Raw genomic sequence first — 24,477 nt, forward strand, 5'->3', positions numbered from 1 at the left:
CGGAGTAATCGGAGGCATCGTTTTCGTGATGACCGGCATGGAACACGATGGCGATAACGTTCTTACCGTTCTCCGGCTGCGGCTTGGTCTCTGCCCACTCCATCGTGCCGTCGGCATAGAGCTTGCGCAGGCCACCGTCTCTCCAGGTGCCGTCGGAGTAGTAATAGTCGCCGATTTTCGGTTCTGTTTCCGTGCCGTCATAGGTGATGGTCACGCCCACATTCTCGCTGCCGCCGGCGTTCCACGTTCCGCCCTTGGCTGCGGTCACCTCTATGCCACTGGCTTTCACGGTGATGGTGTAGGCATACCGCTTGCCACCGAAAAACCCAAATTTGCCGGCAGCTTCTGTTTCGGGAGTGTAGGTAAAGTCATTGCTGCCTATGCTGATTCGGATGAGCGGCTTGCCCGTCATATCCTGCGGTGGCACTAACGCCTCGTATTTCTTCGTTGCGGCATCGTAATAGGGCTTTATCTCGCCGTCCGATTGGTCACCCGGTGATACCAAGCCGGCGGTTGAGTGCGTTAGCGGGTCTCCGAAAATGGTGACGGTCGCACCCTCCAACTCCTCTTCCGTAATGCCTTCGCCAGCTTTGAGAATTACTTCGATTTTCGCCATGCGGTGGATGAAACGGAGATTTATGGCTTGGTCATAACGCCCTATGGCACTGGCGTACAGGACATCGAAAGCGGCGTACCCGCCACTTTGGTCGGAAATATCCGTTTCCGATTCTATGTCCGGGGTCCATGCACTGACGCGGGCTTCATCGGTGTTCTTCCAATAGAAGGCATTATCGGCATCCTTCGGGCTTGCATTGCCCGATGCGTCCATCACGTATGTTTTGTTACCAAACACGCCTTCCAGTGACACTCTAATCTCCTCGCCGCCCGTCCACGCATCCTTACCTCCGGCGCGGGTCTGCGGCTGCGCCACCTCCGCCGTCAGTTGCAGCGGGTACTTGCCGTCGGGCAGGGGCGCGGTGCTTTCATCCTCACTGCTACAGGAAGCGAGCACCCCACAGATGAGCATCACAACCGGCAACCAGTCGCCGATGCGCGGCCACGGCCTTCTCGCTATGTTCCTTATTATTTTCATATTGTCTTTATTTATTTCGTTTTGTGCCACTGCCCGTTGCGACGCGGGCTGCCGCACCATTTATTATATATGGCGTGCCTCCGTCTTACGCCTGATGCACGGCAGTGGCTTTCAGACACACTACATTTTTGCATCACCCGCATGGCTACCACCGTCGTTCCAGTTTTCGATGGTGCTTCCGCTAAGGGTCAGCCCCGTCTTCTTCACCGTGATGGTGTAGGTATAAGAATAACCGGCCTCCAACGCGGGTTTGATCATGTCCTTGTTGGAGTAGCTCTGGTATTCCCCGTCATCGGGAGATATCTCAAGCACCAAAGCGTTGGCGAGTGTCTGCGGGAGCAGGATCATGGTGAAAGTCATCACGCCCGTGGCGGCGTCAAAGGTTGCCACGCACTTGTCCGTGGCCGTCTTCGGGGCACCGGTGCACTGGCGTAACATCCAGTCGCTCACAACGCTGCCCGCGGTCGCGGCGGTACCGGTCTTCACATCGAACGTTCCCTCGTGAACCAGGCCGCCCAGCTTGTAGTCGGCGAATTCCAGCACGGCAGTGTCGTCGAAACCGTCGGTGTTCGACACCTGCACCTTGAGGATAAGACGGGCCATCTTGTGCTTGAAGGAGCAGTCGCTGCCGCCCGCGGCGGTGTTGTCCGTGAAGCTGACGGTCGGGCTGTCTTTATCGGCCTTGGCTCCCGTGGCATGGATGTAGTCCACCTTCTCCTGTTCCGTGGTCGTGGGCTGGTTGCTTGTATTTACCGTAATCTTCCCGTCTGTACCAGGCAGGGTGGAGGCGTTTGCGCCCGATGCGTAAGGCGCGTAGGCGGCAAAAGTAAACTCGAGGAAAGCGTCCTCGAAGAAGATGCCGCCACCCGCCGTCATCGGGGTGAAGTCCGCGTTGGTGCCGGTACTCGTGGTTGCGTATCCCACGTTCTTGTACTTGCCGCCCATGGTCGTGGTCGTGCCAGGGGCATCCACCACCATCACGCCGATTCGGTCGGCGTTCCACCCGTTGTCCACAGCACGGGTCTTCGGCCCGCTCACGCCTGCCGTGATTCGTGCTTCCACCGGATTGTTCTGTACCTCGTTCTCTTGTGTACACGCAGCCAATAGCGTTGCCGCTGCTGCAATAATGAAAAACCTCATGTTCATTGTCATAATCTTGTTTTTTTTATTAAAAATTTATCGAAGAACCGATTTGGAAGATTTGGCATCAACTTATTGTTATTCGCTTTAATTAGGATTACAATTATAGAAAAAACTTTTATTGTGCCATAGATTGGATACTTGCGATTACAATATCCTCCTACGTAAGCTGACAACTTGCGCAAAGTAGAGGTAATCGCACTTTCCTCTGTTTCTATCCATGCAACATCTACGTCGGAAATCTTAAACATCGGACTAGCTATCACTTCCTCGGTTTGTGAATCTTTGAATTGCAGGGTAATTCCCACCATGGCTTTATAGTATGTGTTAACACCATTCTTGGTAGTAGTTATTGATTCCGTTTTAGTCGTGGTGGAAATGTTATTTATTGTTGCATCCACATAATAGTCAAAAGTGGCATTCGTTTGTTCACCAATATTCCCCATGTCGGTAGCGATTGTGCGAAAGCCGGAAGTCAATCCTCTCACAATAGCTGCCCTAACAGCATCCTTGTATTGTGGTTGTTGTGTAGTATTCTGCCCAGTAATCAAGACGTTCGCAATAGAGCCTAATGCGCTTCCAACCGTTTCCTTTCCCTCTTTCGGAGTATAGGTGAAGTTGCGCACGCCTAATGCGATGATACGATTGCGGTCTCCAGCCCAAGATACTCCGATTGATAGAAGAAGGACTAATGTGATGATGCTGCTTCTCATGTATTATTGCTTTAGATATTCGATGGTGAAATAACTATCTTGCGCATTCTTTTTCTTATCTAAAACATAAGAATAATAAGTATTAGAACTCTCTTTTTTGATATATTCTTCTACTTTGTCTTTTCCTACAGATAAATATGAATTAGTACTACCAGATGTAGCAGAATCAACAGTCTTTTTGTTTTGATCAAAGATAGCGACTGTGATTAATAGCGAATGACTACTAAATTGATAAGACTTCTTCTCTAATTCCACATTTGCTTTTAACGTACGTTTGATGGAAATCAATCCTTTGGCAGGCAAACTACTAAAATTGATTTGTTTTTTCCATTTTGTAGCAGTGATAGCTTCTGTCTTAGTCGCTCCATTCTCATCTGTGTACTCCGCAATCATGTCGCATATAGACAGTTCATCCTCCGTTGCTGCATACAAAAAAACAATAGCCCCTGTTGTTGGAACTTTAGTTTCCTCTACAGGGATATTTTTGTCATCATCATCACTGCTGCAACTGACTAAACCGGCAAATAACATAACTATCAAACCGAGCATCGAGGCTCTAAAAGTCATTTTCTTGTAATTCATAATTTGGAATTTTAAACGTTAATATTTAATGTATGTGTCTGCAAGAATAAATAACGCCAAATAAACAAGCAAGCGATTGTTTCGTTTAACAAACATAAGATAGATTTACTGAATTACTCAGAATACACTCTTTCGCTTTTTCAGCTGCCATTCCCGATTATTAATTTCCCTCCCAAATCTTCATAATCTTACCCAGATATTACCAAAAAAGAAGTAAAGCATCCTTAATTTTAGATATAAGTTGTACTTTTGATAATCATAACAACATAGTATAATGAAAAGGCATTTGCATAGAAAAATGAGAATATGGTTATGTTCGCTTGTTTGCGGATTGTGGGCGATGCCTTTGCTCGCCAACCGGTCAGCCTTGCCCGATAGCCTGATAACAGAAGATAAAGTGTACGAGTTTACTTTTTCGGACACACCTTTGGCTGAACGCATCATGATGGAACTACGGAAGAAGGGAAAGCAAGCTACTCATGAACTCGATATAACGGAAGGTGACTTGTATTATAACACCGGCCGCTTCATCATAGCTGCCAGCTTCTATAAAAACGCCCTTGCTGCAAAGGCGGTGAAGCGAGATGAGCAGATGACAATGAAGCTGCTTCATCGTTTGATTTCATGCTATGATGGCTTATATGATGAAAAGCGAAAAGCAGAGACGGTAAAGCTTTTAATGCAAAATGCCCAAGAAGCTGGAGACAGTGGTATGGAGTCGATTGCCCTATTTTATTTAGGCAAGAGCCTTCATGAACAAGGCACGAAAGAACGTGGTTATGTCTATATGTTGCAAGCCACAGAGATGATGGAGAAATCGCATTACGACAGGAAATATGACAATTTGCGTGCAAACTGCAACGATTTGCTTATCTGCTACGAGCGTGATAAAAGATACGGGGAAGCCCTTCAAGTACTTGATAAACTTGAGAAATACTTGTATGCCAAAACTCCAGGCGAGGCTGAAATGGAAGGACTCTATGAGCAAGAAAAATGCAAATGGCTTGCCCATCGTGCTGTCGTATGTTCCAAATTAGGGAAAGAAAAAGAAGCGAATGAGGCATATTCTGAATTTCAGAAGATGGGGCGTATCAATCGCCGGTACGCCTACTTGGTTGTGCCTTATCTCTTTGACTTGCATCGTTATGATGAAATCGTGGATATGTGCAAGCAACGTGAAACAGAGATGATGCATAAGAAAGATACTATCAACCTCTACATGTCTTCCACCTTAAAATTCTACGGCATGGCATATCAGGGATTGGAACAATATGACAAGGCGGCAAGCTATTTTGAGCGACTAAGCGTATTGCGGGACAGCCTGCGTGTAAGGGAGTTGCGCAGTTCCTCACAAGAGTTGTCCATCATCTACGATGTCAAAGACAAGGAGGCTCAAATCACTCACCAACGTTGGGAGCTTGTGATAGCCATCTGCATCTTGATTGCTTTAGCTATCATTGGTTGCGTGCTGGGATATAACAACCGCATCATCAGAAAGAAGAACATTTCTTTGGTTGCCAACGTGAAAGAGGCGATGAGATATAAGGAAGAGCTTGAGAAGTTAAACCGTAGTACTCTGTCCGAAAATATTGCATGGAATGACGATGAGGATCCAGACTTACTGCTGTTCGAGCAAATCAAAGTAAAAATCATTGATCAGAAATTCTTCCTCGACAACACTTTCTCCCGCAAGGCGCTCATGGGCGAATTCAATATTCCTGCTAACAAGTTCGCCGGCTTGTTCCGTCAGTTCACAGGTAAAAGTTTCAGCGAATATATCAACGATTTGCGCATCGAATATGTAGCGGAACTTTTGCTTTCGGGTAAATACGCCAGTGTAGAAGAACTATTGAAAGAATGCACTTTCATCTCCTCCACCTCGCTGTACCGTCTCTTTACAAAGAAATACGGCATGACTCCACAAAAGTTCTTGCGGAATGCACGGTTATGTTAAGCAGAAGAAAAAAGTAAGTAAAACAACGGTTGCTGTTTTTTGCTGAAAAATTAAAAGTTAAACAATAGAACCGGCAAAAGCTGGTTCGAAAACACTAAAGAGGTCATTGAAATGTTGTCAAAAACGAATGGTTAAGCATGAAGAAATGTACTGAAAAAAGAGTGCTAACCTGCTGATAATAAAGGTGGAAAGTATTGCATAATTCGTTGATTTTTAGTAAATTAGAAGTCTCCCAACTCTTCTGATTATGACTAAAGAAACACTCCTTATGCAATACCAATCCGAGTGCCTATCGGCTCTCAAATCAGTCGTGAATATACACAAACCTTTTGAAAAAACGTTCATGGATGCAATGAAATTATTCATGGCCATCCCTGATCGTATAAACTTCCTCCAATTGGGTAGGTATGGACGTTTTTCGGAACAGACCTACCGTAACCTTTTTGAGCATGAAACTTTCGACTGGTTTGCGTTCAACGGCTCTATCATCAGCAAGCATCTCACAGGTAAAAGAAAAGCCATCGCCATCGATCCTTCCTATATCCCCAAATCAGGCAAGAAGACACCTTGGATAGGTTACTTCTGGTCTGGTTGTGCAGGAGAGTACAAGCGTGGATTGGAAATCATGGGCATCGGTGTCATAGACATCGACAACCATGAATGCATGACTTTAGGTTCCATTCAGACACCGGATTGTAAAACCTTGGATAATATGGACAAGAACCTCGTTGACTGGTACAGCAGCTATCTTATCAGTAGAAAAGACAAGATACAGAGCATATCAAGAACGGTGGTTGCAGACGCATTCTTTTCCAAGGAAACATTCATAACGCCTATGTGTGAGAACGATTTCCATGTCATCAGCCGCTTTCGGAATGACGTAATCCTGTACTATCCGACATTGGAACAGAAAACAGGAAAACGTGGCCATCCAAAGTGGTTTGACGGAAGAATCGACTTTGCCAATCTGGATCTGACCCGGTGCAAGGAATACGAGGTGAACAAAGGAAAGCTATACGGATTGAGGGTATATGCAAAAGCTCTCAAAAGGTATGTTTCCTTAGCCATCTGGTATCCGATGGACGGGAGGACAGACAAGTGGCAGCTTTACTTCTCTACAGACGATTCGATGGATGGACGGGAGGTTCTGGATTATTACAGAACCAGGTTCCAATTGGAATTTTGAGAGATGGTAAGCAACATGCAGGAATCACCAACTGTCAGTCAACCGACTTCAGAAAGTTGGATTTTCACTTCAATGCATCGCTTGCTGCTGTCAACTTGGCCAAAGCGGCATGTAAGAGGCTCGGAATAACCTATTCCATATCCTCCTGCAAGTCTTTTATACACAATGCTTATATGCTTGAACGATTTATTTGCGTGTTCGGGATTAACCCAGACATGCAAGTTATTGACAAACTTTTCAAAGAACTCATTTTATTTACTGCCAGAGCCGCTTAGGCGTGGCTATTTTTTAACGAACTATTGAATTTATAAATTCTGACATATTGGCTGAATAAAGATTGCCATAGTTTTCAGCATTATACACCATAACATGGCTTCCGACAGTATTGATGAACAGCCGGTAATAGAGGTCGCGCATAGCCACCTCCTTGTTATCGGTTATTTGTTCGATAAAGGTGGAGGTGAAACGGTTGCTCATCCACACTTTCATCTCTGAGTTGAAGACATCAGCCTTGGATGTTTCGTCGCCGTTGGCCGCAGTGACGAACAGCATCCCGGGGATGCCCTCGCACTGCTTCATCACACCGCCCGAAAAACAAGCCTCCACCATCATGAGAAGTTTACGGTAACGCCTTTTGCGGTTCATATCCTCAAAAACAGAAGACAGTTTATCGCCTGTCATGGCGTAAGCTTCCTCATCCCAACACATGGCCCCCGGCACACCGTGTCCGCTCCAGAAAACGAACAGGTTGTCGTTCTCAGTAGATTCGATTACCGTGGGCAGTTTTTCGCTTTTTTCGCCACTGAGAATGGCAAGTATATCTTTTGTATTCAACGATGACATACGATAATCAATCTCTACATTTTCGTATACATTGTTTCCCCCGATAGTCACCTGTATGACTCCCTTGTTGGGATTTGATATATTATCGGCTATGTCATCCTCGACAATGAGAATGATACGGTCGTCGGTATATCCGGCTTGTCTGAGCTGCTGATAGATAGCGAGCACATCTGCCTGATGGCGGTAATTGGTCCATTCCTTGGAGGAAGCGACAAGGAGTGCCCAGTTGCCGGTATGTGCAGGGTAATTGAATTCTCCTGAATTGTCGAAATCCTGCATCCGGAAGGCTTTCCAGTTCCAACCGGCAAGTGTCGCATCCGTGCGGTTCCCCCCGTCGCTGGTGTTATAGTCAAGGATGATGTACTGTCCGTTGTAAACCTTGAAATTATAGTAAGTGGTGGCAAGTACATTGGTAAACACCTTGGCATCGAACCTTAAATGTCCTGACGCTCCACGGACATAGGGCGACTTTCCGGCAGCGAGCGCATCCACCACAAGCCCCATATCCTCACCTGTCCAGCTGCCCATGTTCAAGCCTTCACCCGAAACAACGGCCCTTAATGATTTCTGTAACGACAACTCCGGTCTGAACTGCTGGTACCATGCGGCATAGCCGATGAGCATAGCGGCATCGTAGAGCTGAGATTCTCCAAGAGTAGGCGTAGCATTGAAAAAGGTCCTGTAACTTACGTCAAACCCCGACTCAGGGTCGGCACCAAATGCGACTCCCTCTATGCCTTCGGCGGCATCACCGTGAATCTTGAGTACATCCGCACCGTAGGCGGTATCCGAAAACAACATCCGCGGTACACTGCGCCCGTTCAGACTTTGTGCTTTATGCGCTTCAAGCATCGGCTTCATCTCTTCTATTTCAGAGGGGATACATATCACATACTCTGCACCTGACTGCATGGCTTGGCGAGACACATCAGCTATATTGTCAGAGGTGTAAGCATAGCATCCCATGTTTTCCAAGCCCAGTTCGCGTGCTTGAAATGCGAACCAGTCAATGAACGTTTGTCCGTAACCGTCGTTCTCCTTGACCAAAAGTGCCACACTTTTACCCTCATAGTTAATCACCTTGGAGAGAAGCACCTCACATTGCGTAATGTCGGTCTCGGTCATCGCCCAAAGATAGCCTGTCGATGCGTATGCACGAACCAGTTGTTCGGCGGTGGCGAGAGTGAAGAATGTTTTGCCCACAATAGTCAGTTCCGCCGCGAGGATTGCCGCATTGGAAGAATACAGCCCGCCGATTACGGCATACACCTCGTCGTTGAATGCCAGCGACCGGGCAAGTTCCCGCACATCGGTCTTTGCCTCATCGTAGTATTCAAACTTTAACCTTATACCCGCTTCGTGGTTCTTGAATGCACGCTCAAAGTTGGTTGTAAACATTCCCAATGTCCTTTTCCAATGCACATCAAGCCCTTTCTCCATGGGAAGCACCACGGCAACAACCTTCTCTGTCCACTGCTTGTTGTCAGGAGACAGGGAAGGCTCATCGTCCGAACAGCTCCACAGACCAATCAGGCAGAGGAGCGGTGCAATAAGTTTAATAACCACTTGTTTCATAATACTCTTTCTCAAAAATCATAGCCTGAGGGCGCATTCCATTGACTAAGCTGCTGAAATCATTCACGTATCGGGGTGCGACCAGCCAGTCGGCATACCCGCTTTCAAGACCGTAAAGTTGGTTCTCCGGCATATCCCCTGTGACGACCCATTCCGTCAGATACCTGTAAATCAATTGGTCAATATGCTTAATGACCGAACCCGTAATCCGGTTGGAGAGGCTTGACTGATCGATGTCCATACCTGCAAGGTACGGTGAGACCTCAAATTCACGGGAGTAGCGGTATATACCGGCGTTGGAGCCACCTGCCACCGGAAAGATGAAGTCGTAATCAACCGCCCAATCGCTCATTTTCCGGTAAGCGAGCGAAGCCGACACATATCCCGTCCAATCATCCGCCAGATACTCCACATCGCAGTCGCTGCCATAGCCTGCAATAAAACCGTCCTTGGCTATGTTGATGGGGCTGTCGGTATTATTGGCAAGCAGCACCAGAGGTGTCATCTCAGAACATTTTCTTGCACATACTCCTGCAAGGTATGAAGCCCCGAACATCGAAATCTGGAAGGTATGGATGTTCTCGTCCTTATACTGTTTCCGGCTTTCAAAAAGCAGAATACTTTTGTTGGGTGTCAAGTCGTGTTCTGCCAGATAAAGTTCCGCCATTGGCTCATAATCACTGCTACCCAATACAAAAAGCACGGGTATGCTGCTTTGGGGACGTTCAAGCCAGTCCGCAAAAATTTTCTCAGCCTCTTGCAGGGATTCCGGGGAGTAGATATAGATGTCTATATCTCCGTTTTCCATCTTGAATCTCTGAACACCCTCAAGTATACGGTCATTATAGCTCATGTCACCCAATCCCCCCGGAGAGAAGAGAAAAACAATCTGTGGTGCCGGAGATTCCGGCTCCAACTCATCGGTATGATTACAGGATGACAACGCTCCTGTTACCAGGAACGTTGTCATTGCCAAGATAGCGCGGAAAGTATTGTGCATACTAATCAAACTTATGACCACATTCGGAGCATGTATATGGTCCGGATGCAAATGTTTTCCACTTATGACCACAATTGGGACATTTTTCAGTCCATCTTGCCGGGAAGTATTGGTCTATAGCAAGATTATCCCCGTCCATGTATTCCTCCGGAACGATTACGACTGTCATGTCCGGTTCTTTGAAATTCTTGAGAGCATTGAACGAAACGGTGTAAAAGATACTTTCGTCCGAACCGGGTGTGAGTGAGATTCTGCCGCAGTTGTCAGGGAGTTTGACAGTGCGTTGCTTTACGTCCCACTGATCGAGAATGAACTTCTCACACACTCCATGGGCAGCCTCCTTTGAGTCTGCTACCAATATAAACCGGGCAGCATCATCCTTTTTCTGATAGAGATTTCCGGCATCAGCTTGGTCGACTATTATCTTGTCGATATTCTCCAACATTTTTTCTCCAAACGGTCCTTGTGGCTCATCGTCGTTGCTGTAAGCAGTGAAAGCGAGCATTGCCATCACTGAAGCAAACATGATTGTTAAAAATTTCTTTACCATAACAAGTTGTTTTTTAATTGATTGTTACCCGTTGGCGGAATTAATTTAAGTTGATAAAGATGAGTAAAAAGTTGCACATATCGTTGATTTTTAGTAACTTAGCGACAATCAAAACATTAAGTTCAAACCATCGTATGTACAACCTTTATACAAAATTCGTCAAAATACTTGAGATATGCAAGCAATTCTCTGAAAATCTCGTCAATGAATCGGGTAATGTTCCACGCCGTGGTCCTGTTCCTAAGTTTTCTGACTTGGAAGTAGTGGCACTGTCCCTGACAGCAGAGACAGAGAGCATTGATAGTGAGAAGTGGTTGTTCGACTATAAATTGCAAGAGTACAAGGACTGCATTCCCAATCTCATATCAAGGAGACAGTTCAATGACCGCAGGAAGAAAACTGCAGGCTTGTGTGAGGAACTGCGCAAAAGGGTTGCCATGGAAATGGATGGTGGAGAGGAACAATTCTTTGTTGACTCCAAGCCAATAGAGGTCTGTAGGGTTGCAAGAGGGAAACGATGCAAGATGGGACGTACCGGTGATTTCTCGCAAGCTCCAGACTTCGGTTTCTGCGCTTCGCAGAACACGTATTATTTTGGTTATAAGTTACACGCTCTCTGTTGGTTATGTGGAGTTATCCATTCCTATGATCTCTCAAAGGCAAGTGCGGCTGATCTCCATTATATGAAGGATGTGAAACATGCTTATCACGACTGTAGCATCTATGGCGACAAAGGGTATATTGGAGCTGATGTACAGCTTGACTTGTTCGAAACCGCACACATAAGACTGGAGTGTCCGTATCGGCTCAACCAGAAGGACTGGAAGCCGACATTCATTCCGTTTGCAAAGGCAAGAAAGAGGATTGAGACAATATTCTCACAACTTACAGACCAGTTCTTGGCCATCAGAAACTATGCGAAAATAACGAATGGTTTGTTTGCCAGAATCATCGGCAAAATTAGTGCACTTACCATTCTGCAATACGTAAACTTCATCAACAACAAGCCCATTGGCAGAATTAAGTATGCACTAAATTAATTCCGCCAACGGGTTTATGATATATATTTGTAATTGAGCGAAATGAAAAGATTGCCATAAACAGCGATTGGCTGCCGAACATTATGTTTAGAATGAAGAAACAGGAATATAAAGAGCAAGAACGACATTATTATTTCTTCGACTATCTGTTTTGGTTGGGAGAAATAACATGGGAGCATTATCACAAGGTCAGTTTCAAACAACCCCGTGGGAGTGATATGCTGTGGGCCTGTATCACGTTTTTTATATTCATGCCGGTTCTGACCATAGGCGGTCATTTTCTGGATGACTTGGCATTCGAGGTGTTTGGAGCCGTTCTTCTAATCGTGTTCTCCGTTTCTGTCTTCATGACAGACCGTCTGTTCGGCAAAATATACCCGCCTTCCCGGCGGAAAGCGGTCATGCAGCATTATGCGGGACGCAAGTTCAGTCCCTTCCGGCGCAACCTGTTCTTTTTCCCTCTCTATTTGCTTCTTATTCCCGCAATGGTTTTATTAGGAACTGCTCTGAAATGGATAACTGAAATACTCAAATGACAAATAGAAGAAACATATTCAGCCGTTTTTTCCGCCTGTTGGTGATGCTGCATAAAATTTCCTACGCGCATTTCACGGAATGGAACAATAAAAGGAAGCGAAAGGCATTTGCTGCCGGAATATACTTCCTGAGCATCCTCCCGGAATTCGTCCTGTTGGCCGGCACATTTCTGGCGGCAAGGGGACAAGACGGGTATGTACATCTGGTAAACGTGCCACAAAAGGTTGTTTTCTACGGTCTGGCGAGTCTGGCGGTGCTGCTGTCAGCCATCCCTCTGGGATTTTTTGACGACAAGAAGATATGCAAGGAAGTCCGGCAGGAACTCCGTGAACGTCCCCGTTACTGGAAACGAGCAATAGCAGTCTATTGGGCAGTTATCGTGGCTATGGTGGTGGCGGCGAATATTGTGTTTCCCACTTTTTCGGACAAGACAATGCCGCCGGAGAATGAGCGGACTGAAGTACCGCAAAGGTGGAGGGATTACCTTTCACTACGTTTTGCCATAGTAGCCCGTCAGGAAACGCCCAATGAAGTCTTGCAGCGTCTGATCGACCAAGACGGGCGCACGACACGCTACGGGAAACCAGTCTATGCCATGCAAGTAAGAAAGGAGGACATGGCTGGAGAGTTCCGTGTAGGGTTGCTGAGCCATGCCACATTCGAGGAAATCAGAGACGGCAGACGAAAATTTGTAGAATGTACATGGGTTAAGGGATATACGCCTGACAGCATTAGGATATTGCTGACCGTTTGGTACGAAATGAAGAAAGTAGAGCTTTGTCCGGTGGACTCTTTGGAATGGACGGAGGATATGGAGTTTTAAGATTTACAGAAACATGAAAAAAGTAATAACGGCCTCCGGCAAATGCTATGGGTATAACGTTCAAGATAAATGTGCAATTTATTTTGAATGAGTATGATGAAAAGTAGAATTTTAAGCAGAAAAAAAATAAAGACTATGAACGATGAAATGTTTCAGAGAATACTTGATGAAATAAAAAGTTCGTCAAAAACGATAAATGTGCTGCCTCTGGATGAAGCAGCAAGGCAGGCAATGAAAGAGAAGTACCGGATCAAGAGCGGTAGCCTGATGGCTGCAATCCTTGAAAACACAGGTGGTATAGTCATTGACAACTGGATAAGGCTGTACGGTTCGGGAGAACTAAACTTTGTCACTAGAAACAGTCTGTTCCCGTTCAACGAGATAGTGATCGGCGAAGACATACTGGGAGGATTGTTCATCTGTCTTGACGACGGCAATATCGGCTATTTTGCCCCCGACTGTCTGGAGATGGAAGATATGGAGATAAAATTTGGACAATTCGTCTATTGGTGTCTGCATGGCGATACGGATAAGTTCTATACCGATTACAGATGGGACGGCTGGCAGAACGATGCTTCGAAACTGAAGAGCAGTGAGGGCGTAGCTTTTTATCCTTTCCTTTGGGCTGAGGCGGAAAGTCTGGAGAGCAGAGTCCGAAAAGTCGTTCCGATGGATGAAATCCTGAGACTTCAGTTTGCCTTTCTGGGCCAGAATGACAAGAATGAGTGAATTCATTGCTATCCTCTGACACAAAGCTGCAAATGCGCTTAAATTCCTCATGATTTTCATGGGAGGGGGATTTTTTGTGTTACGGAAGAACTTGTACCCCAATGTAGTGAACTGACAAAATGTTGCTAAACTATGATTAAAAGCATGGATTTCCATGTGGAAGGCGTATTGTATTACAATAGTGCCAAATTTCTGTTATTATTAACAAATTAAATGTGACCAGTTGGAATAAAATCGGTATCTTGCATTTATAAACAAAATAATGAAATTATGGGACTTGGATTCACCATTCACACTAAAATCAAGGATATTGAAAAGTTTCAACAGACTGTAGAAAGTCAGGCTGTTGAGTCCGGTTATAATGCAGAGCACGATGAATCATCTTCGACGGTAAGTTTTTGCAGGCTGGGCGACTTGTTCCTAAATTATCAACATGAGGGAGAAGGAAATACAGACAACGTCATTTCCGTAAACGGAGACTGCCAGACCAACATGCTTGGTCCCGGCTTCCACAAGGCAGCAATAGAGTTCATCGACAGACTTCAACAGGCGACCCGTACCCGGTTTGAGGTTGAAGACGAGACGGACTATTACACGGAAAGGGACTTTGAGGCCATGAAGAAGAAACATTTTCACAAGTGGCTGGCCAAACTGTTTGAAATCATCCAGGAGCAGAAGGACAAAGGCAGCACGTCTTTGTTATTCTGTTGGGATATCAATAAATATTACCCTCAATCAGACAACGGCATTGTCATTTCACCTTTGGGTTCTTTCTGTCTTTCAGAGGTCGTTAGGCGTATCCGGGAAGAAGGAATCGAATCTTTTGCCGATGATTTCTTCATCTGGAACAATTCGGAACGTGATGCACGTTTTCATAGAGGCATGGCCCTGAATGCCATGTGGGAGGACTGCTATTTCATGCCGTCAGAAAGAAGTGAAGAAGATGCCCGTATCAACGGGTACATCATAAGCGAGCTGGAAACGACAGCATCACTTGACCCGTCTCTTCCTTTCCCCAAAAAGGAATACGAGGAACTTTGCAGACTCCATGGTTGTGTTCCTGTCCCGACTGACGGGATACCGCCCTACGAAACGGAATTTGCCATCGGCTACCGGCGCGGAATTGTCAACCATAAGGTCGGGAAGATCAGGTTCAGCCTACCGGGCAGCTATCTCGAAGATACGGATGAAGGCACCCTCGTCTATTATGATGCGGCTGCAGACAACTGGCACACGGTTAGATGCACCGGATACTCTACCGATGGTGAGCCGGATTTCCTTGATGTGGAAGAGGAAATGATTGAAGAAAGGGAATTTGACGGCGGAAAATACCGCCTCTATGACATGGGTATCGACCAAGATTCAGAGGATGAAGAACCTTATCCCGTTTACAGCTGTCATGCACTGTGTCCCAACCAGTACACCCTCTTCACGTTGTGTGCCTCCCGGTTAGAGGACCTGAAAAAACTTTCAAGTGAATTCCTCCCGACTTTGGTTGCAGACCAGCCTATAGAACCGGAAAAAAAGCAAATCATATATACCGGAGAGAACATGAATGACGAATTGATGGAGCAGATAGACGAATGGCACAAGGCCGAAAAGCATCAGGAAATCATCGATGCACTGGAACAGATTCCGGAAGCCGAACGGGATTTTGAAACGACCGGCTTTCTTGCAAGGGCGTACAACAATATTGAGGAATATGCCAAAGCCGCGGAACTGCTCGAATCCGTCAGGGAGGAAGGCGCTGAAGATGAACGGTGGAATTTCAGAATGGGATATGCCCAGTATTTTCTGAACAATTATCGGGAGGCCCTGGATTATTTCAGCAAGGCAAGGGAACTTAATCCGGAAGATGAATACACCCTGAGTATCATCCGTCAGTGCAATATGCACTTGCCGTTAACCAGACGAGTGAAAGAATTCTGGAACTGGTTTGTAGAAAACGAAGAAAAGCTGTCTGGCATGATGAATCCGAAATCCATGGAGGAAGCTGATGCCTTCATGGAGTTTATCAGTAAAGGAACCAATCTGATATCGGAAGACATGCACTTCAATATCGGAGGTGACCATGAGTTCACGTTCTCGGTCGAAGGATGGCCGGATCTCTTCATCATCTATCCTTACATCATATCCTGTATGCCGGAGTGTCTGAAAGGCAAATGGAAGTTCTTCCCCTTCAACCCGGGCAAGGTCGGGTCTTTCGCATACCGTGTACACGATACCGATGTCGATATGGGCAAGATCATGGTAAAAGCATCCTATGACGAAAAAAGAGAAAACTTCAACATCAGGTATTACGACAAAAATCTTTGTGCCTTACCGGAAGAAAATAGTGACGGAAACTTTCATGTCATTTTGGAACTTGTACTGGGAGAAGGTGTCTCATTCAAATATGTCAATGGTATAGAAAGAGCGTCAGGCATTGAGGAAGGCATGATTGCCTTGTCCGGGTTGAGACAGCACATAGAGGAAACCGTGAAATCCCACGGCCATGAATTCTTCGAGAATCCGAAGGACGTTTATACGGGATATCAACTGACCCCGAAGGAAAGTGATGAACTGCGCTTCGATGTGATAGTAGGATCTACCTGTCTGAGCTCCATCGTAGCTGACTATTATCATGGTTCAACCGAGATATTTGACCATGCCAACGGTTTCGGTGCACAAGCTCTTTACATAGTCTTCCAGAATGGTGCTGGCGAAGATAATATATTGAACTTCCGTCATGATCTTGAAGACAGGATAACAGAAGAGATTCTTGAACCGGGCAATCTCGGTGTGATAACAGGGGGTGCAACCGGAACGGAATACAGCTATATCGACCTGTTTGTCTATAACCAGCAAGTATTTATCTCAACTTTGCTTCCTTTGCTTGATGAGTATCCTGAGTATTCTTTCTACCTTTCCGAATTCTGTAGGCAGGGTCAGTTATGTAGACTTTCAGACAGCGAACCATGGAAAGGAGAAAGTCCTGATGGCATTTCGTACAGTCCGGGAGATGATACATTCTTCAGTCAGATAGAAGAGTGGAATGAGAAGGACGAATACACGAAGTCTATCAGGGCTTTGGAGGCAATACCTGAAGAGCAACAAGACTACAGGATAAAAATGTTGCTTGTAAGTGCATATGAGAATTATGCCATTATCGGTGACAATGATGAAGGAACAGAACGCTGGAAAGGAGACAGAGTTCTACTAAAGGCAATAAGACTTATGGAGACCGTGCGTGACGAAGGTGAGAAAAATGCGAACTGGAACATGCGTATGGCATACGCATACCAATATCTTATGAGACAAGAAGAAAAAGCGATAGAATATGCCAAACGCTGGGCGGAACTTGATCCGGAGGACAGCAGTGCCAAGGAAGTCATCGAAGAGTGTATGGAGGAGATTTCGAAGCGGGAGAACAGTTCAAACGTGAAGGAATCCGATACAGTGGAGCCATGCGCCACAAGCAACACGCATATTGAAACAAGAGAGACTGAAAATATCGAACTAAGGGATAAGAATATGGACAACAGACAGAAAGAAGCAGCTCTGGCTGCAATGATAGCCTGGCTCTCGCACTCGCAGGAGTTGGGACATAAGCCAGCGGAGATCGAGTGTACGGGAACATTCGTACTGCACGATATGACCTACTACATTTTCAAATACAAGGATACCAAGGACAGTGAATGGCTGCTGGGCGTGAATGGTGGATACGAAGGAGACAGCTTGTCAGACTGCGGCCATACCTTCAGTGAGATGGAACCCTATGACGAAAAGACGGCTGTCAAGGATGCTACGGCCCTTGTCGAGATGGTGCGTTCCTACTGGATGGAACAGGCAAAGCAGGCCGAGGAACGTGAGAAAAAGGCCGGCACATTCGTGGGATTCGCCTTGCTCTCCGACAACAGCTGGGACAAGGAAAAATACATCAGAGATCTGAAAGAACAGTGGGACATCACCGCTGAAGAGAAATCTGACGAGGAACGGAACCCCGAGTCACTGGTCTTCGACGTGGGTGACATGATGGCGGCGGTAAGCCTGATGCCTGCCCCCGTACCTAATGGCGAAGCCGAAGAATGCGCGAAGAACAATTACATGTGGTCGGAGGCCGAAAAAACAGCCAAAGAGCATAAGGCTCACATCATGGTTGCCGTTATCGGCAAAGAGGAGTCCCTGATCGAAAGAGGTAAACTGTACGTGAAGCTGTTGTCTGTCTGCTGCCACCAGAAGAATATAACCGGTATCTATACCAGCGGTGTCGTTTTCCAGCCCCGTTTCTATGAAGGCTTTTCCGGAATGATGAAGGAGGATTCGCTGCCTATATACAACTGGATATGGTTCGGGCTTTACCGTACCGAAAAGGGAATCAGCGGCTACACCTATGGAATGGAGTGTTTCGGCAAGGACGAAATGGAGGTCCTTGACGTGGATGCCGACCCGTCAAAGGTGAGAGACTTCCTGGCCAGCATGGCAGGATATGTTCTGGAATACGATGCAGTTCTCAACGACGGAGAAACCATAGGCTTCTCTGCTGTCGATAAACATAGGATAACACGTGGACAGGGTGTTGCCCTTCCGGACAAAGTGACTCTGAAAATCTCATACGGCAGCGAAGACGATGCCGATGGCGGTCCCGATTTCCCGGATGACACGGATGAAGTGATGGACGATGCGGAAGGCCATCTGGAGAAGTTCAAAGAGAAGGATCTGCCGTTAGATACAATTACGGCCTACAATCATCTGGCAATATATCTACGCTGGTGCATGGTAAATGACCTTATGAGGGATGATTTTCTTGAACAGTTCGGAGACCTTGTGTCCCGGATCAAAAGCGGCTCGGCCGATGATGACCTGAGGGTGTTCATAAAGGACAACCTGAACGGGCAGCTTACAAGATTCCTGTTCAATAAACAGGGCCGTGCATTTGCCGACTACTATTATGGCAGTTACTATGGCGCCAACGAAACTCCATTTTATCCCGGAGACATTGACAACCACGCCCTGGATTATTTCGGTCCGGAAAGGTATCATTCCGATGAGTTCAAAGAGGAAGCATACCTGTTTGTCCCGTATGACGAGGATTATTACCAGGCAATGTCACAACGCATAGACAGACGCTTCGCCAACTGGCAGGGGCTGCATATAGACAAAGATACCGTTGAGCCAGACGAACTGGCCCGTGCCTTCATGGATTATCTTGATTGTGAATGCACCTATTTCCCATCCATGAGTGACGATGACCCTATCATGTCAGCCTATACCTATGCCCAACGGCTCGGCGTGCGGGAAGGCTTCATCCCCGTTCTGGTCAATGTCGATGAAGGTTTGTGGGAAAACATAATCGGGAACTCGGATCCTGACAGCGAAAGCTCGGATGATTACACATTCAACCGGGAAAAAGTCAATGAATTCCGCAGAAGGCTGCTTGAGGCTCCTGTCATGGACGGGAAATCCATCCTTGACAAGCTGACCGGGCAGGACAACGATGATATTGATGAAGAGCCTGAAGGCGGATTCGACAACAACCGTTATTCGAGCTACTGGAATACCGATACGAACATGACGCATCCGCTGATCCTTGCCCGTATTCCGGTCACGGAGCCGTGGAAAATATTCGCGTACCTGCCATTCGGCAACTGGAACGACTGTCCTGCAAACCCCGAACTGATGGCCATCTCAAAGTATTGGTACGAGGAATACGGTGCTGTTCCGGGAACCTTTACCAGCGACCAGCTGGAGTATGAACTTCCAGCTCCCGTTCCGGAAGACAGAGCAATGGAAGCCGCAATACAGCAATATGCTTTCTGTCCGGATATGGACCAGAGCTGTGACGGCATAGGCAGTCTTGCCGACACGTTGCGTCAATCCAGAATATGGTATTTCTGGTGGGATTAACCGATTCTTTCACATTCAAAAGCATTTCAATATGAATCAAGTATTTCAACAAGACCTAAATACAAAGGAACTGCAGCCCGGAGGACCTTTACTTATAAACCTTCTGTTCAAGGAACCGGTTGAATTGCCGGATACGCAGAGGGTGGCTGATGTATGCCGGAAGCATTTCGGCAATGTAGAATGCCGCGAAGGTGATGACAAGTCTGTCTTCATCACCGCCCTGGACCACATGGTGGAGTTTGAGGACGGGAAAGCGCCCGTGCAGTTCCTGATGACTTCGTGCATGGACTTTGACGGAAAGACCGTGGACGACTTCACCCGGAGCCAGATGTGGGACTGCCAGGAAAGCCGTGACCGTATCCTTGAGGAATGCCGGTACAGTATGCTCGCTACGGACTTCCTTGCCCGCGGCCTGTCTTCTCTGGAACGTGCCAATCTGGAAATGGACTACCTTGAAGCGCTCGCCGAACTGTTCCCGTCCTGCGAAGCGTTCTTCTTCAGCGGCAGCGGGAAACTGTTCGAGGCGGAGGAAATCCGCGGCAATCAGATAGAAGGTCCTGACCGGTTCATCCGCTATGCCGTAAACGTCCGTTTCTTCACGATTCAGGGTTCCGACGACATGCTGGTCGATACACTCGGGATGAACACGCTGTTCCTGCCTGACCTGCAGTACCACTTCCGCGGACTTGATCCGAACTGGATAGTGAACCATGCCTACAACGTGGCTTCCTATCTGCTTACAAGCGGCAACGAAATAGATTCGGGAGAAACCATCGATGGAATCAAAGACGGTGATATGGACCGCAGCATCCAGTGGAAATGCCAATACGAAGACGCGCTGATACAGCCCAAGCGTCCCGTACTTGACATCAACACGGGAGAATATGCAGCCGGGAACAGGGAATGATTTACCAATGACCAATTAACTTGTTGCGTATGCCATTGAACTTGACAGAAGAACAGATATTGCAGCTCGCTCCCGACGACTCATCTGTAAAGGCTGGCAAAGGACTTGCGACCTTGAGCAAATGGGTACTGAAGGAATGCAGCGGACGTGCCGTCTGGGGTCATTGCCAGGGAAGCGGAAAGAATCCCTACCAGACGGTGATAGACTTGAATGACATTGCGTTCAAGTGTTCCTGCCCGAGCCGCAAATTCCCGTGCAAGCATGGGCTTGGCCTGCTGTTGCTGTACGCCCGCCAGCCTGACCAGTTCACGCAGGCGGAAGAGCCGGAATGGGTGACGGCGTGGCTTGCCAAAAGAACGGAGAAGGCCGAAAAGAAGGAGCAGAAAGCCAAAAGCGAAACCCCTGTGGATGAAGCGGCTCAGGCCAAGAGGCAGGAGAAGCGGCACCAGAAGGTACTGGGAGGCATATCCGACCTTGAGGTATGGATGAAGGACCTGGTGCGCAACGGATTCCTGAATGTTCCGGAACGTGCCTATACCCTGTTTGACAACATGGCCCGGAGGATGGTGGATGCCCAGGCACCGGGACTTGCGGGGAGACTGAGAGCCATGGAGGCTATAGACTTCGACTCGGAAAGCTGGAAATCCGACCTGACGGAAAGCATGGGCAGGCTGTACCTGCTCATGCAGAGCTACAGAAACATGGACGGCCTTCCCGAAGAATGGAAGGACGAGATACGCACGCAGATCGGATATCCCCAGTCCAAGGACAACGTCCTTGCCGGAGAGCCGGTGGCGGACAGCTGGCTCGTGCTTCACAAGCAGTCCCGTAAAGTCAACGATATCAATACCGACATCTACTGGTTTTACGGAAAGGAAAGCAGACTTTTCGCCAGATACCTGAGTTTTGCCGTTGCCGGTACCTTTTCCACCGAGAACTGGATTCCGGGCAGTGCCTATAAAGGGGCGCTATGCTTTTACAACGGCACGGGTACATGCCGGCGTGCATTGTTCCGGGAGTCCGTACTCGCGGAAGAAAACTTTGTGCCGGCGTGCAGCCCTAACCTGAAGCAGGCTGCCGCGGTGTACCGCACGGCCATGCTGACGAATCCGTTTTTCGAGGACGTCCCCCTGCTTGTGGATGACGTGAGGGTTGCCCGTAACGGGAAAGACTACACGCTGCTGGACAACGCGGGCAATGCCGTCCGTGTGGCGATGCCCGAGGAAACCTTCATCGACATCCTCGCCATTACCGGCGGCAATCCGTTCGCCTCGCTGGTCATTGTAAACGGGGATATATGGGAACTGAAATCCATTTGGTACAACAAAGAATATCATACTTGGAGAGATGAACGTAACTGAACCTATCATACAGGCTGCACTGCTTGGAACAGCCAACCGTGAATTCGTTCCCGGAGCCTTTCCCGAGTCCCTTCAGACTCTGGTTGACGGGATCCACGGGAAAGCCGAAGACACGGAATCGTTCCTGTACATGACAGCCGCATCCGCCTTCGCCTACAGGCGTGCCGGATGGGAACCGGCCGGAGCGGAAGGCATTGTCCCCGTGAAAACAGCCCCGGAAGAGGAACTGCCGTATTTCGACAAGGACCGGAGTCAACTCTTTTCCAGACTCCACGGTACACGCTATATGCTAGCCTACGCCTACCGTCTGGCGCAGGGGTCGGGAAAAATCATTTCGCCCGAATACCTCCAGCCGCTTATCCGGCGTGCCTATGACCGCAACAATCCGTTGCGGTTTGAAGAACGCAGGCTGCTGAAAAATCTCGTCGGGAACAGAGGCTTATGGCTGATCAGGCAGATGGGCCTTGTCGGAGAGGAATGCGGGATCACCGATTCTTGGGATACGGCCACCCACGGCGAGCGTAAGGAGATGCTTGCCAGATTCAGGCAGCAGGATTCTGCCGCAGCCCTTGAACTGCTGCGGAAAGACTGGAAGAGCGAACCGGCCAACCAGCGCAACGAGCTGCTTGAATGTCTCCGGATAAACATCAGCAAGGCCGACGAGCTCTTCATACAGGAAGTGCTGGAGTCGGACCGCAGCTCCATTGTCAAGGAAACGGCACGGAAACTTCTGTGCATGATTCCCGATTCAGCCATGGTGATGCGCTGCTGCGAACTCCTGCGTGGACATATCAGACACAACATGCTTACCGGATGGTCATACGACGAGATCGGATACACCCCGGAGATGAAGGCCATGGGGCTGTCCGAGGTAAGCTCCAACAAGAAAGAGGGCGATTCCGAATTCATCCTGAGGCAGCTCGCCGAACGGGTGCCTTTGAGTTTCTGGTGCGAGGTATATGGCTGCGGTAAGGAAGAGGCCGCGAGAAAATTCGCCAAGCATCCCCCTTTCAGGAAGTTCCTGGAGCTGGAGGACCCGATACTCAACTTCTCGGACGGGCTGTGGGCTTTCCACACCCTGAAGGAAGACCCTTCCTATCTGCGCAAGCCGGAACTCGTGGCGATGCTCACTCCCTCCCAGCGGGAGGAAATCAGCTGGCCGGAAACGGTCCGGGATTTCGGATTCATACCCGACTCATGGTACGGCAACGACTACGAGGCATGGGGCCCGAAATTCTCTTCCAGCGTCATGTCTTGGATTCTGAAAAAGGATTACCTGTACTATGCCGCAGACATGGCGGAACGGCTTGCCATGCATATCCCGTCACATCTAAGGAACCTGATCAAGGCCAAGGCCGCCTCTTCGGCGGAGGCTTCGCCGTCCATGAACGAGTTCTGCTCGAAGATGCTGGAATTCATGGATCTTAAATCTGAAATAGACACTTTGTTAAATGAAAAATAAATATTGATATTCATATGAGCACTTTACTGAGACAACATGCCGAGCAACAGTTTGCAGAGGAACTTCATGAACTGAAAAAGAACGAGACCAACCCGATTCCCGAAAACTGGGAGATGTCACCCCAATCCGTGGTCACCTACCTCATGGGAGGGATACTGAAGAACGGTTTTGAGGTTTCACCGAAATACATAGGCAACCGCCGCCTGATGGAGATTGCCGTGGCCACCCTTGTCACCGACCGGGCGCTGCTTCTGTACGGTCTTCCCGGTACGGCCAAGAGCTGGGTCAGCGAGCACATGGCGGCAGCCATATCAGGCGATTCGACGCTGATAGTACAGGGTACCGCCGGAACGGGAGAAGAGGCCATCCGCTATGGCTGGAACTATGCCCGTCTTCTCGCCGAGGGGCCGAGTGAGGGTGCCCTGGTACAGACCCCGGTGATGAAGGCGATGCAGGAAGGCAAGATCGGCCGCATTGAGGAGCTTACCCGTATCGGTTCTGACGTGCAGGATACGCTCATCACCATCCTTTCGGAGAAGACCCTGCCCATCCCCGAGCTGAACAAGGAGGTGCAGGCCATCCGCGGATTCAACATCATAGCCACGGCCAACAATAGGGATAAAGGTGTGAATGACCTTTCAAGCGCACTGAAACGCCGTTTCAACACGGTCATCCTCCCGTTGCCCGACACGCTTGAGGAAGAAGTTGACATTGTCCGCCGCCGCGTGGAGAGCTTCGAGAAAGTGATGCAGCTGCCGGCAGAGAAACCTGCCCTTGATGAAATCCGTCGTGTCGTCACCATTTTCCGTGAGCTGCGTCAGGGAGCCACCGGCGACGGCAAGACGAAGCTCAAGAGCCCGAGCGGCACACTGAGTACGGCAGAAGCCATATCCGTGGTGAACAACGGCCTTGCCATGGCCGGCTATTTCGGTGACGGCCAGATCCATGCGGAGGACCTCGTTTCAGGCATCCTCGGTGCCGTGGTGAAAGACCCTGTACAGGACAAAGTGGTATGGCAGGAATACATGGAGACAGTGGTCAAGAACCGTGAGGGCTGGAAAGACATCTACAGGGCTTCAAGAGATATGATTTGATT

The 24,477-nt window shown here is 48.1% G+C and carries 17 protein-coding genes and 1 pseudogene; 11 read left to right on the forward strand and 7 right to left on the reverse strand.

Features of this window, described 5'->3' with window-relative positions:
• The 4 genes from DWX62_RS06475 to DWX62_RS06490 all read right to left on the reverse strand — a co-directional run.
• Nucleotides 1-1,093: fimbrillin family protein (locus DWX62_RS06475; protein WP_133303665.1), on the reverse strand; the 1,093-nt coding region annotated here is incomplete at its 3' end.
• A 120-nt stretch (nucleotides 1,094-1,213) separates the two neighbouring features.
• Entirely contained in the window at nucleotides 1,214-2,245 is a 1,032-nt protein-coding gene (locus tag DWX62_RS06480; protein ID WP_004318997.1) for a fimbrillin family protein, read from the reverse strand.
• On the reverse strand, nucleotides 2,242-2,946 hold the full coding sequence (locus tag DWX62_RS06485) for a hypothetical protein (RefSeq protein WP_243636249.1): 705 nt from the start codon (nucleotides 2,944-2,946) through the stop codon (nucleotides 2,242-2,244). Before DWX62_RS06485 ends, DWX62_RS06480 begins: the two co-directional genes overlap by 4 nt.
• A gap of 3 nt (nucleotides 2,947-2,949) precedes the next feature.
• Nucleotides 2,950-3,528, reverse strand: coding sequence for a hypothetical protein (locus DWX62_RS06490; protein ID WP_009017588.1), 579 nt, complete (start codon nucleotides 3,526-3,528; stop codon nucleotides 2,950-2,952).
• Nucleotides 3,529-3,826: 298 nt separating this feature from the next.
• Between DWX62_RS06490 and DWX62_RS06495 the strand changes: the two genes are divergently transcribed.
• Nucleotides 3,827-5,482: an AraC family transcriptional regulator gene (locus DWX62_RS06495; protein ID WP_228026201.1), complete on the forward strand. Its 1,656-nt coding sequence runs from the start codon at nucleotides 3,827-3,829 to the stop codon at nucleotides 5,480-5,482.
• 247 nt (nucleotides 5,483-5,729) lie between these two features.
• Nucleotides 5,730-6,943, forward strand: a pseudogene (locus DWX62_RS06500) (transposase).
• A 13-nt stretch (nucleotides 6,944-6,956) separates the two neighbouring features.
• Here the strand turns inward: DWX62_RS06500 and DWX62_RS06505 are convergent.
• The 3 genes from DWX62_RS06505 to DWX62_RS06515 are packed head-to-tail and all read right to left on the reverse strand — an operon-like array spanning nucleotide 6,957 to nucleotide 10,636.
• A complete protein-coding gene (locus DWX62_RS06505) occupies nucleotides 6,957-9,086 on the reverse strand; it encodes a C13 family peptidase (protein WP_009017585.1) in 2,130 nt (709 codons plus the stop codon).
• Complete coding sequence (locus DWX62_RS06510) at nucleotides 9,067-10,086, reverse strand: BMP family ABC transporter substrate-binding protein (RefSeq protein WP_005832166.1); 1,020 nt, start codon at nucleotides 10,084-10,086, stop codon at nucleotides 9,067-9,069. The genes DWX62_RS06505 and DWX62_RS06510 overlap by 20 nt, the downstream gene beginning before the upstream one ends.
• Nucleotide 10,087: 1 nt before the next feature.
• On the reverse strand, nucleotides 10,088-10,636 hold the full coding sequence (locus tag DWX62_RS06515; protein WP_009017583.1) for a hypothetical protein: 549 nt from the start codon (nucleotides 10,634-10,636) through the stop codon (nucleotides 10,088-10,090).
• A 59-nt stretch (nucleotides 10,637-10,695) separates the two neighbouring features.
• Here DWX62_RS06515 and DWX62_RS06520 point away from each other — a divergent pair, with 59 nt between their 5' ends.
• From DWX62_RS06520 to DWX62_RS06560, 9 genes are all read left to right on the forward strand, one after another.
• Entirely contained in the window at nucleotides 10,696-11,676 is a 981-nt protein-coding gene (locus DWX62_RS06520) for an IS982 family transposase (protein WP_034522583.1), read from the forward strand.
• 92 nt (nucleotides 11,677-11,768) lie between these two features.
• Nucleotides 11,769-12,212, forward strand: a complete 444-nt coding sequence (locus DWX62_RS06525; protein WP_018665640.1) for a hypothetical protein — start codon at nucleotides 11,769-11,771, stop codon at nucleotides 12,210-12,212.
• Nucleotides 12,209-13,036: a hypothetical protein gene (locus tag DWX62_RS06530; RefSeq protein ID WP_009316582.1), complete on the forward strand. Its 828-nt coding sequence runs from the start codon at nucleotides 12,209-12,211 to the stop codon at nucleotides 13,034-13,036. The genes DWX62_RS06525 and DWX62_RS06530 overlap by 4 nt, the downstream gene beginning before the upstream one ends.
• Nucleotides 13,037-13,171: 135 nt before the next feature.
• Nucleotides 13,172-13,765, forward strand: coding sequence for a DUF2625 family protein (locus tag DWX62_RS06535; RefSeq protein ID WP_009316581.1), 594 nt, complete (start codon nucleotides 13,172-13,174; stop codon nucleotides 13,763-13,765).
• Between the two features lie 270 nt (nucleotides 13,766-14,035).
• Nucleotides 14,036-19,651 (forward strand): DUF4253 domain-containing protein, encoded by a 5,616-nt coding sequence (locus tag DWX62_RS06540; RefSeq protein ID WP_117515205.1) that lies wholly within the window; start codon nucleotides 14,036-14,038, stop codon nucleotides 19,649-19,651.
• A gap of 31 nt (nucleotides 19,652-19,682) precedes the next feature.
• Complete coding sequence (locus tag DWX62_RS06545) at nucleotides 19,683-20,558, forward strand: DUF4261 domain-containing protein (protein WP_009316579.1); 876 nt, start codon at nucleotides 19,683-19,685, stop codon at nucleotides 20,556-20,558.
• A 29-nt stretch (nucleotides 20,559-20,587) separates the two neighbouring features.
• On the forward strand, nucleotides 20,588-21,919 hold the full coding sequence (locus DWX62_RS06550) for an SWIM zinc finger family protein (RefSeq protein WP_004328519.1): 1,332 nt from the start codon (nucleotides 20,588-20,590) through the stop codon (nucleotides 21,917-21,919).
• Nucleotides 21,906-23,381 carry a DUF5691 domain-containing protein gene (locus DWX62_RS06555; protein WP_004328518.1) on the forward strand — a complete coding sequence of 492 codons (1,476 nt, stop codon included), beginning with the start codon at nucleotides 21,906-21,908 and terminating at the stop codon, nucleotides 23,379-23,381. The genes DWX62_RS06550 and DWX62_RS06555 overlap by 14 nt, the downstream gene beginning before the upstream one ends.
• 14 nt (nucleotides 23,382-23,395) lie before the next feature.
• The gene (locus DWX62_RS06560) at nucleotides 23,396-24,475 is read left to right on the forward strand and encodes an AAA family ATPase (RefSeq protein ID WP_004328517.1); all 1,080 of its coding nucleotides are present in this window, start codon (nucleotides 23,396-23,398) and stop codon (nucleotides 24,473-24,475) included.
• Nucleotides 24,476-24,477 lie beyond the last annotated feature (2 nt).

It is taken from the genome of Bacteroides sp. AF20-13LB (genome assembly GCF_003603065.1).
Classification (GTDB): domain Bacteria; phylum Bacteroidota; class Bacteroidia; order Bacteroidales; family Bacteroidaceae; genus Bacteroides; species Bacteroides uniformis.

Excerpts from the sequence above, each read along its gene's own strand:
- DWX62_RS06490 (WP_009017588.1), bottom strand. The coding sequence starts at position 3,528 with ATGAATTACAAGAAAATGACTTTTAGAGCCTCGATGCTCGGTTTGATA.
- DWX62_RS06530 (WP_009316582.1), top strand. The coding sequence starts at position 12,209 with ATGACAAATAGAAGAAACATATTCAGCCGTTTTTTCCGCCTGTTGGTG.
- DWX62_RS06550 (WP_004328519.1), top strand. The coding sequence starts at position 20,588 with ATGCCATTGAACTTGACAGAAGAACAGATATTGCAGCTCGCTCCCGAC.
- DWX62_RS06540 (WP_117515205.1), top strand. The coding sequence starts at position 14,036 with ATGGGACTTGGATTCACCATTCACACTAAAATCAAGGATATTGAAAAG.
- DWX62_RS06480 (WP_004318997.1), bottom strand. The coding sequence starts at position 2,245 with ATGACAATGAACATGAGGTTTTTCATTATTGCAGCAGCGGCAACGCTA.
- DWX62_RS06495 (WP_228026201.1), top strand. The coding sequence starts at position 3,827 with ATGAGAATATGGTTATGTTCGCTTGTTTGCGGATTGTGGGCGATGCCT.
- DWX62_RS06555 (WP_004328518.1), top strand. The coding sequence starts at position 21,906 with ATGAACGTAACTGAACCTATCATACAGGCTGCACTGCTTGGAACAGCC.
- DWX62_RS06515 (WP_009017583.1), bottom strand. The coding sequence starts at position 10,636 with ATGGTAAAGAAATTTTTAACAATCATGTTTGCTTCAGTGATGGCAATG.
- DWX62_RS06520 (WP_034522583.1), top strand. The coding sequence starts at position 10,696 with ATGAGTAAAAAGTTGCACATATCGTTGATTTTTAGTAACTTAGCGACA.
- DWX62_RS06545 (WP_009316579.1), top strand. The coding sequence starts at position 19,683 with ATGAATCAAGTATTTCAACAAGACCTAAATACAAAGGAACTGCAGCCC.
- DWX62_RS06510 (WP_005832166.1), bottom strand. The coding sequence starts at position 10,086 with ATGCACAATACTTTCCGCGCTATCTTGGCAATGACAACGTTCCTGGTA.
- DWX62_RS06525 (WP_018665640.1), top strand. The coding sequence starts at position 11,769 with ATGAAGAAACAGGAATATAAAGAGCAAGAACGACATTATTATTTCTTC.
- DWX62_RS06485 (WP_243636249.1), bottom strand. The coding sequence starts at position 2,946 with ATGAGAAGCAGCATCATCACATTAGTCCTTCTTCTATCAATCGGAGTA.
- DWX62_RS06505 (WP_009017585.1), bottom strand. The coding sequence starts at position 9,086 with ATGAAACAAGTGGTTATTAAACTTATTGCACCGCTCCTCTGCCTGATT.
- DWX62_RS06535 (WP_009316581.1), top strand. The coding sequence starts at position 13,172 with ATGAACGATGAAATGTTTCAGAGAATACTTGATGAAATAAAAAGTTCG.
- DWX62_RS06560 (WP_004328517.1), top strand. The coding sequence starts at position 23,396 with ATGAGCACTTTACTGAGACAACATGCCGAGCAACAGTTTGCAGAGGAA.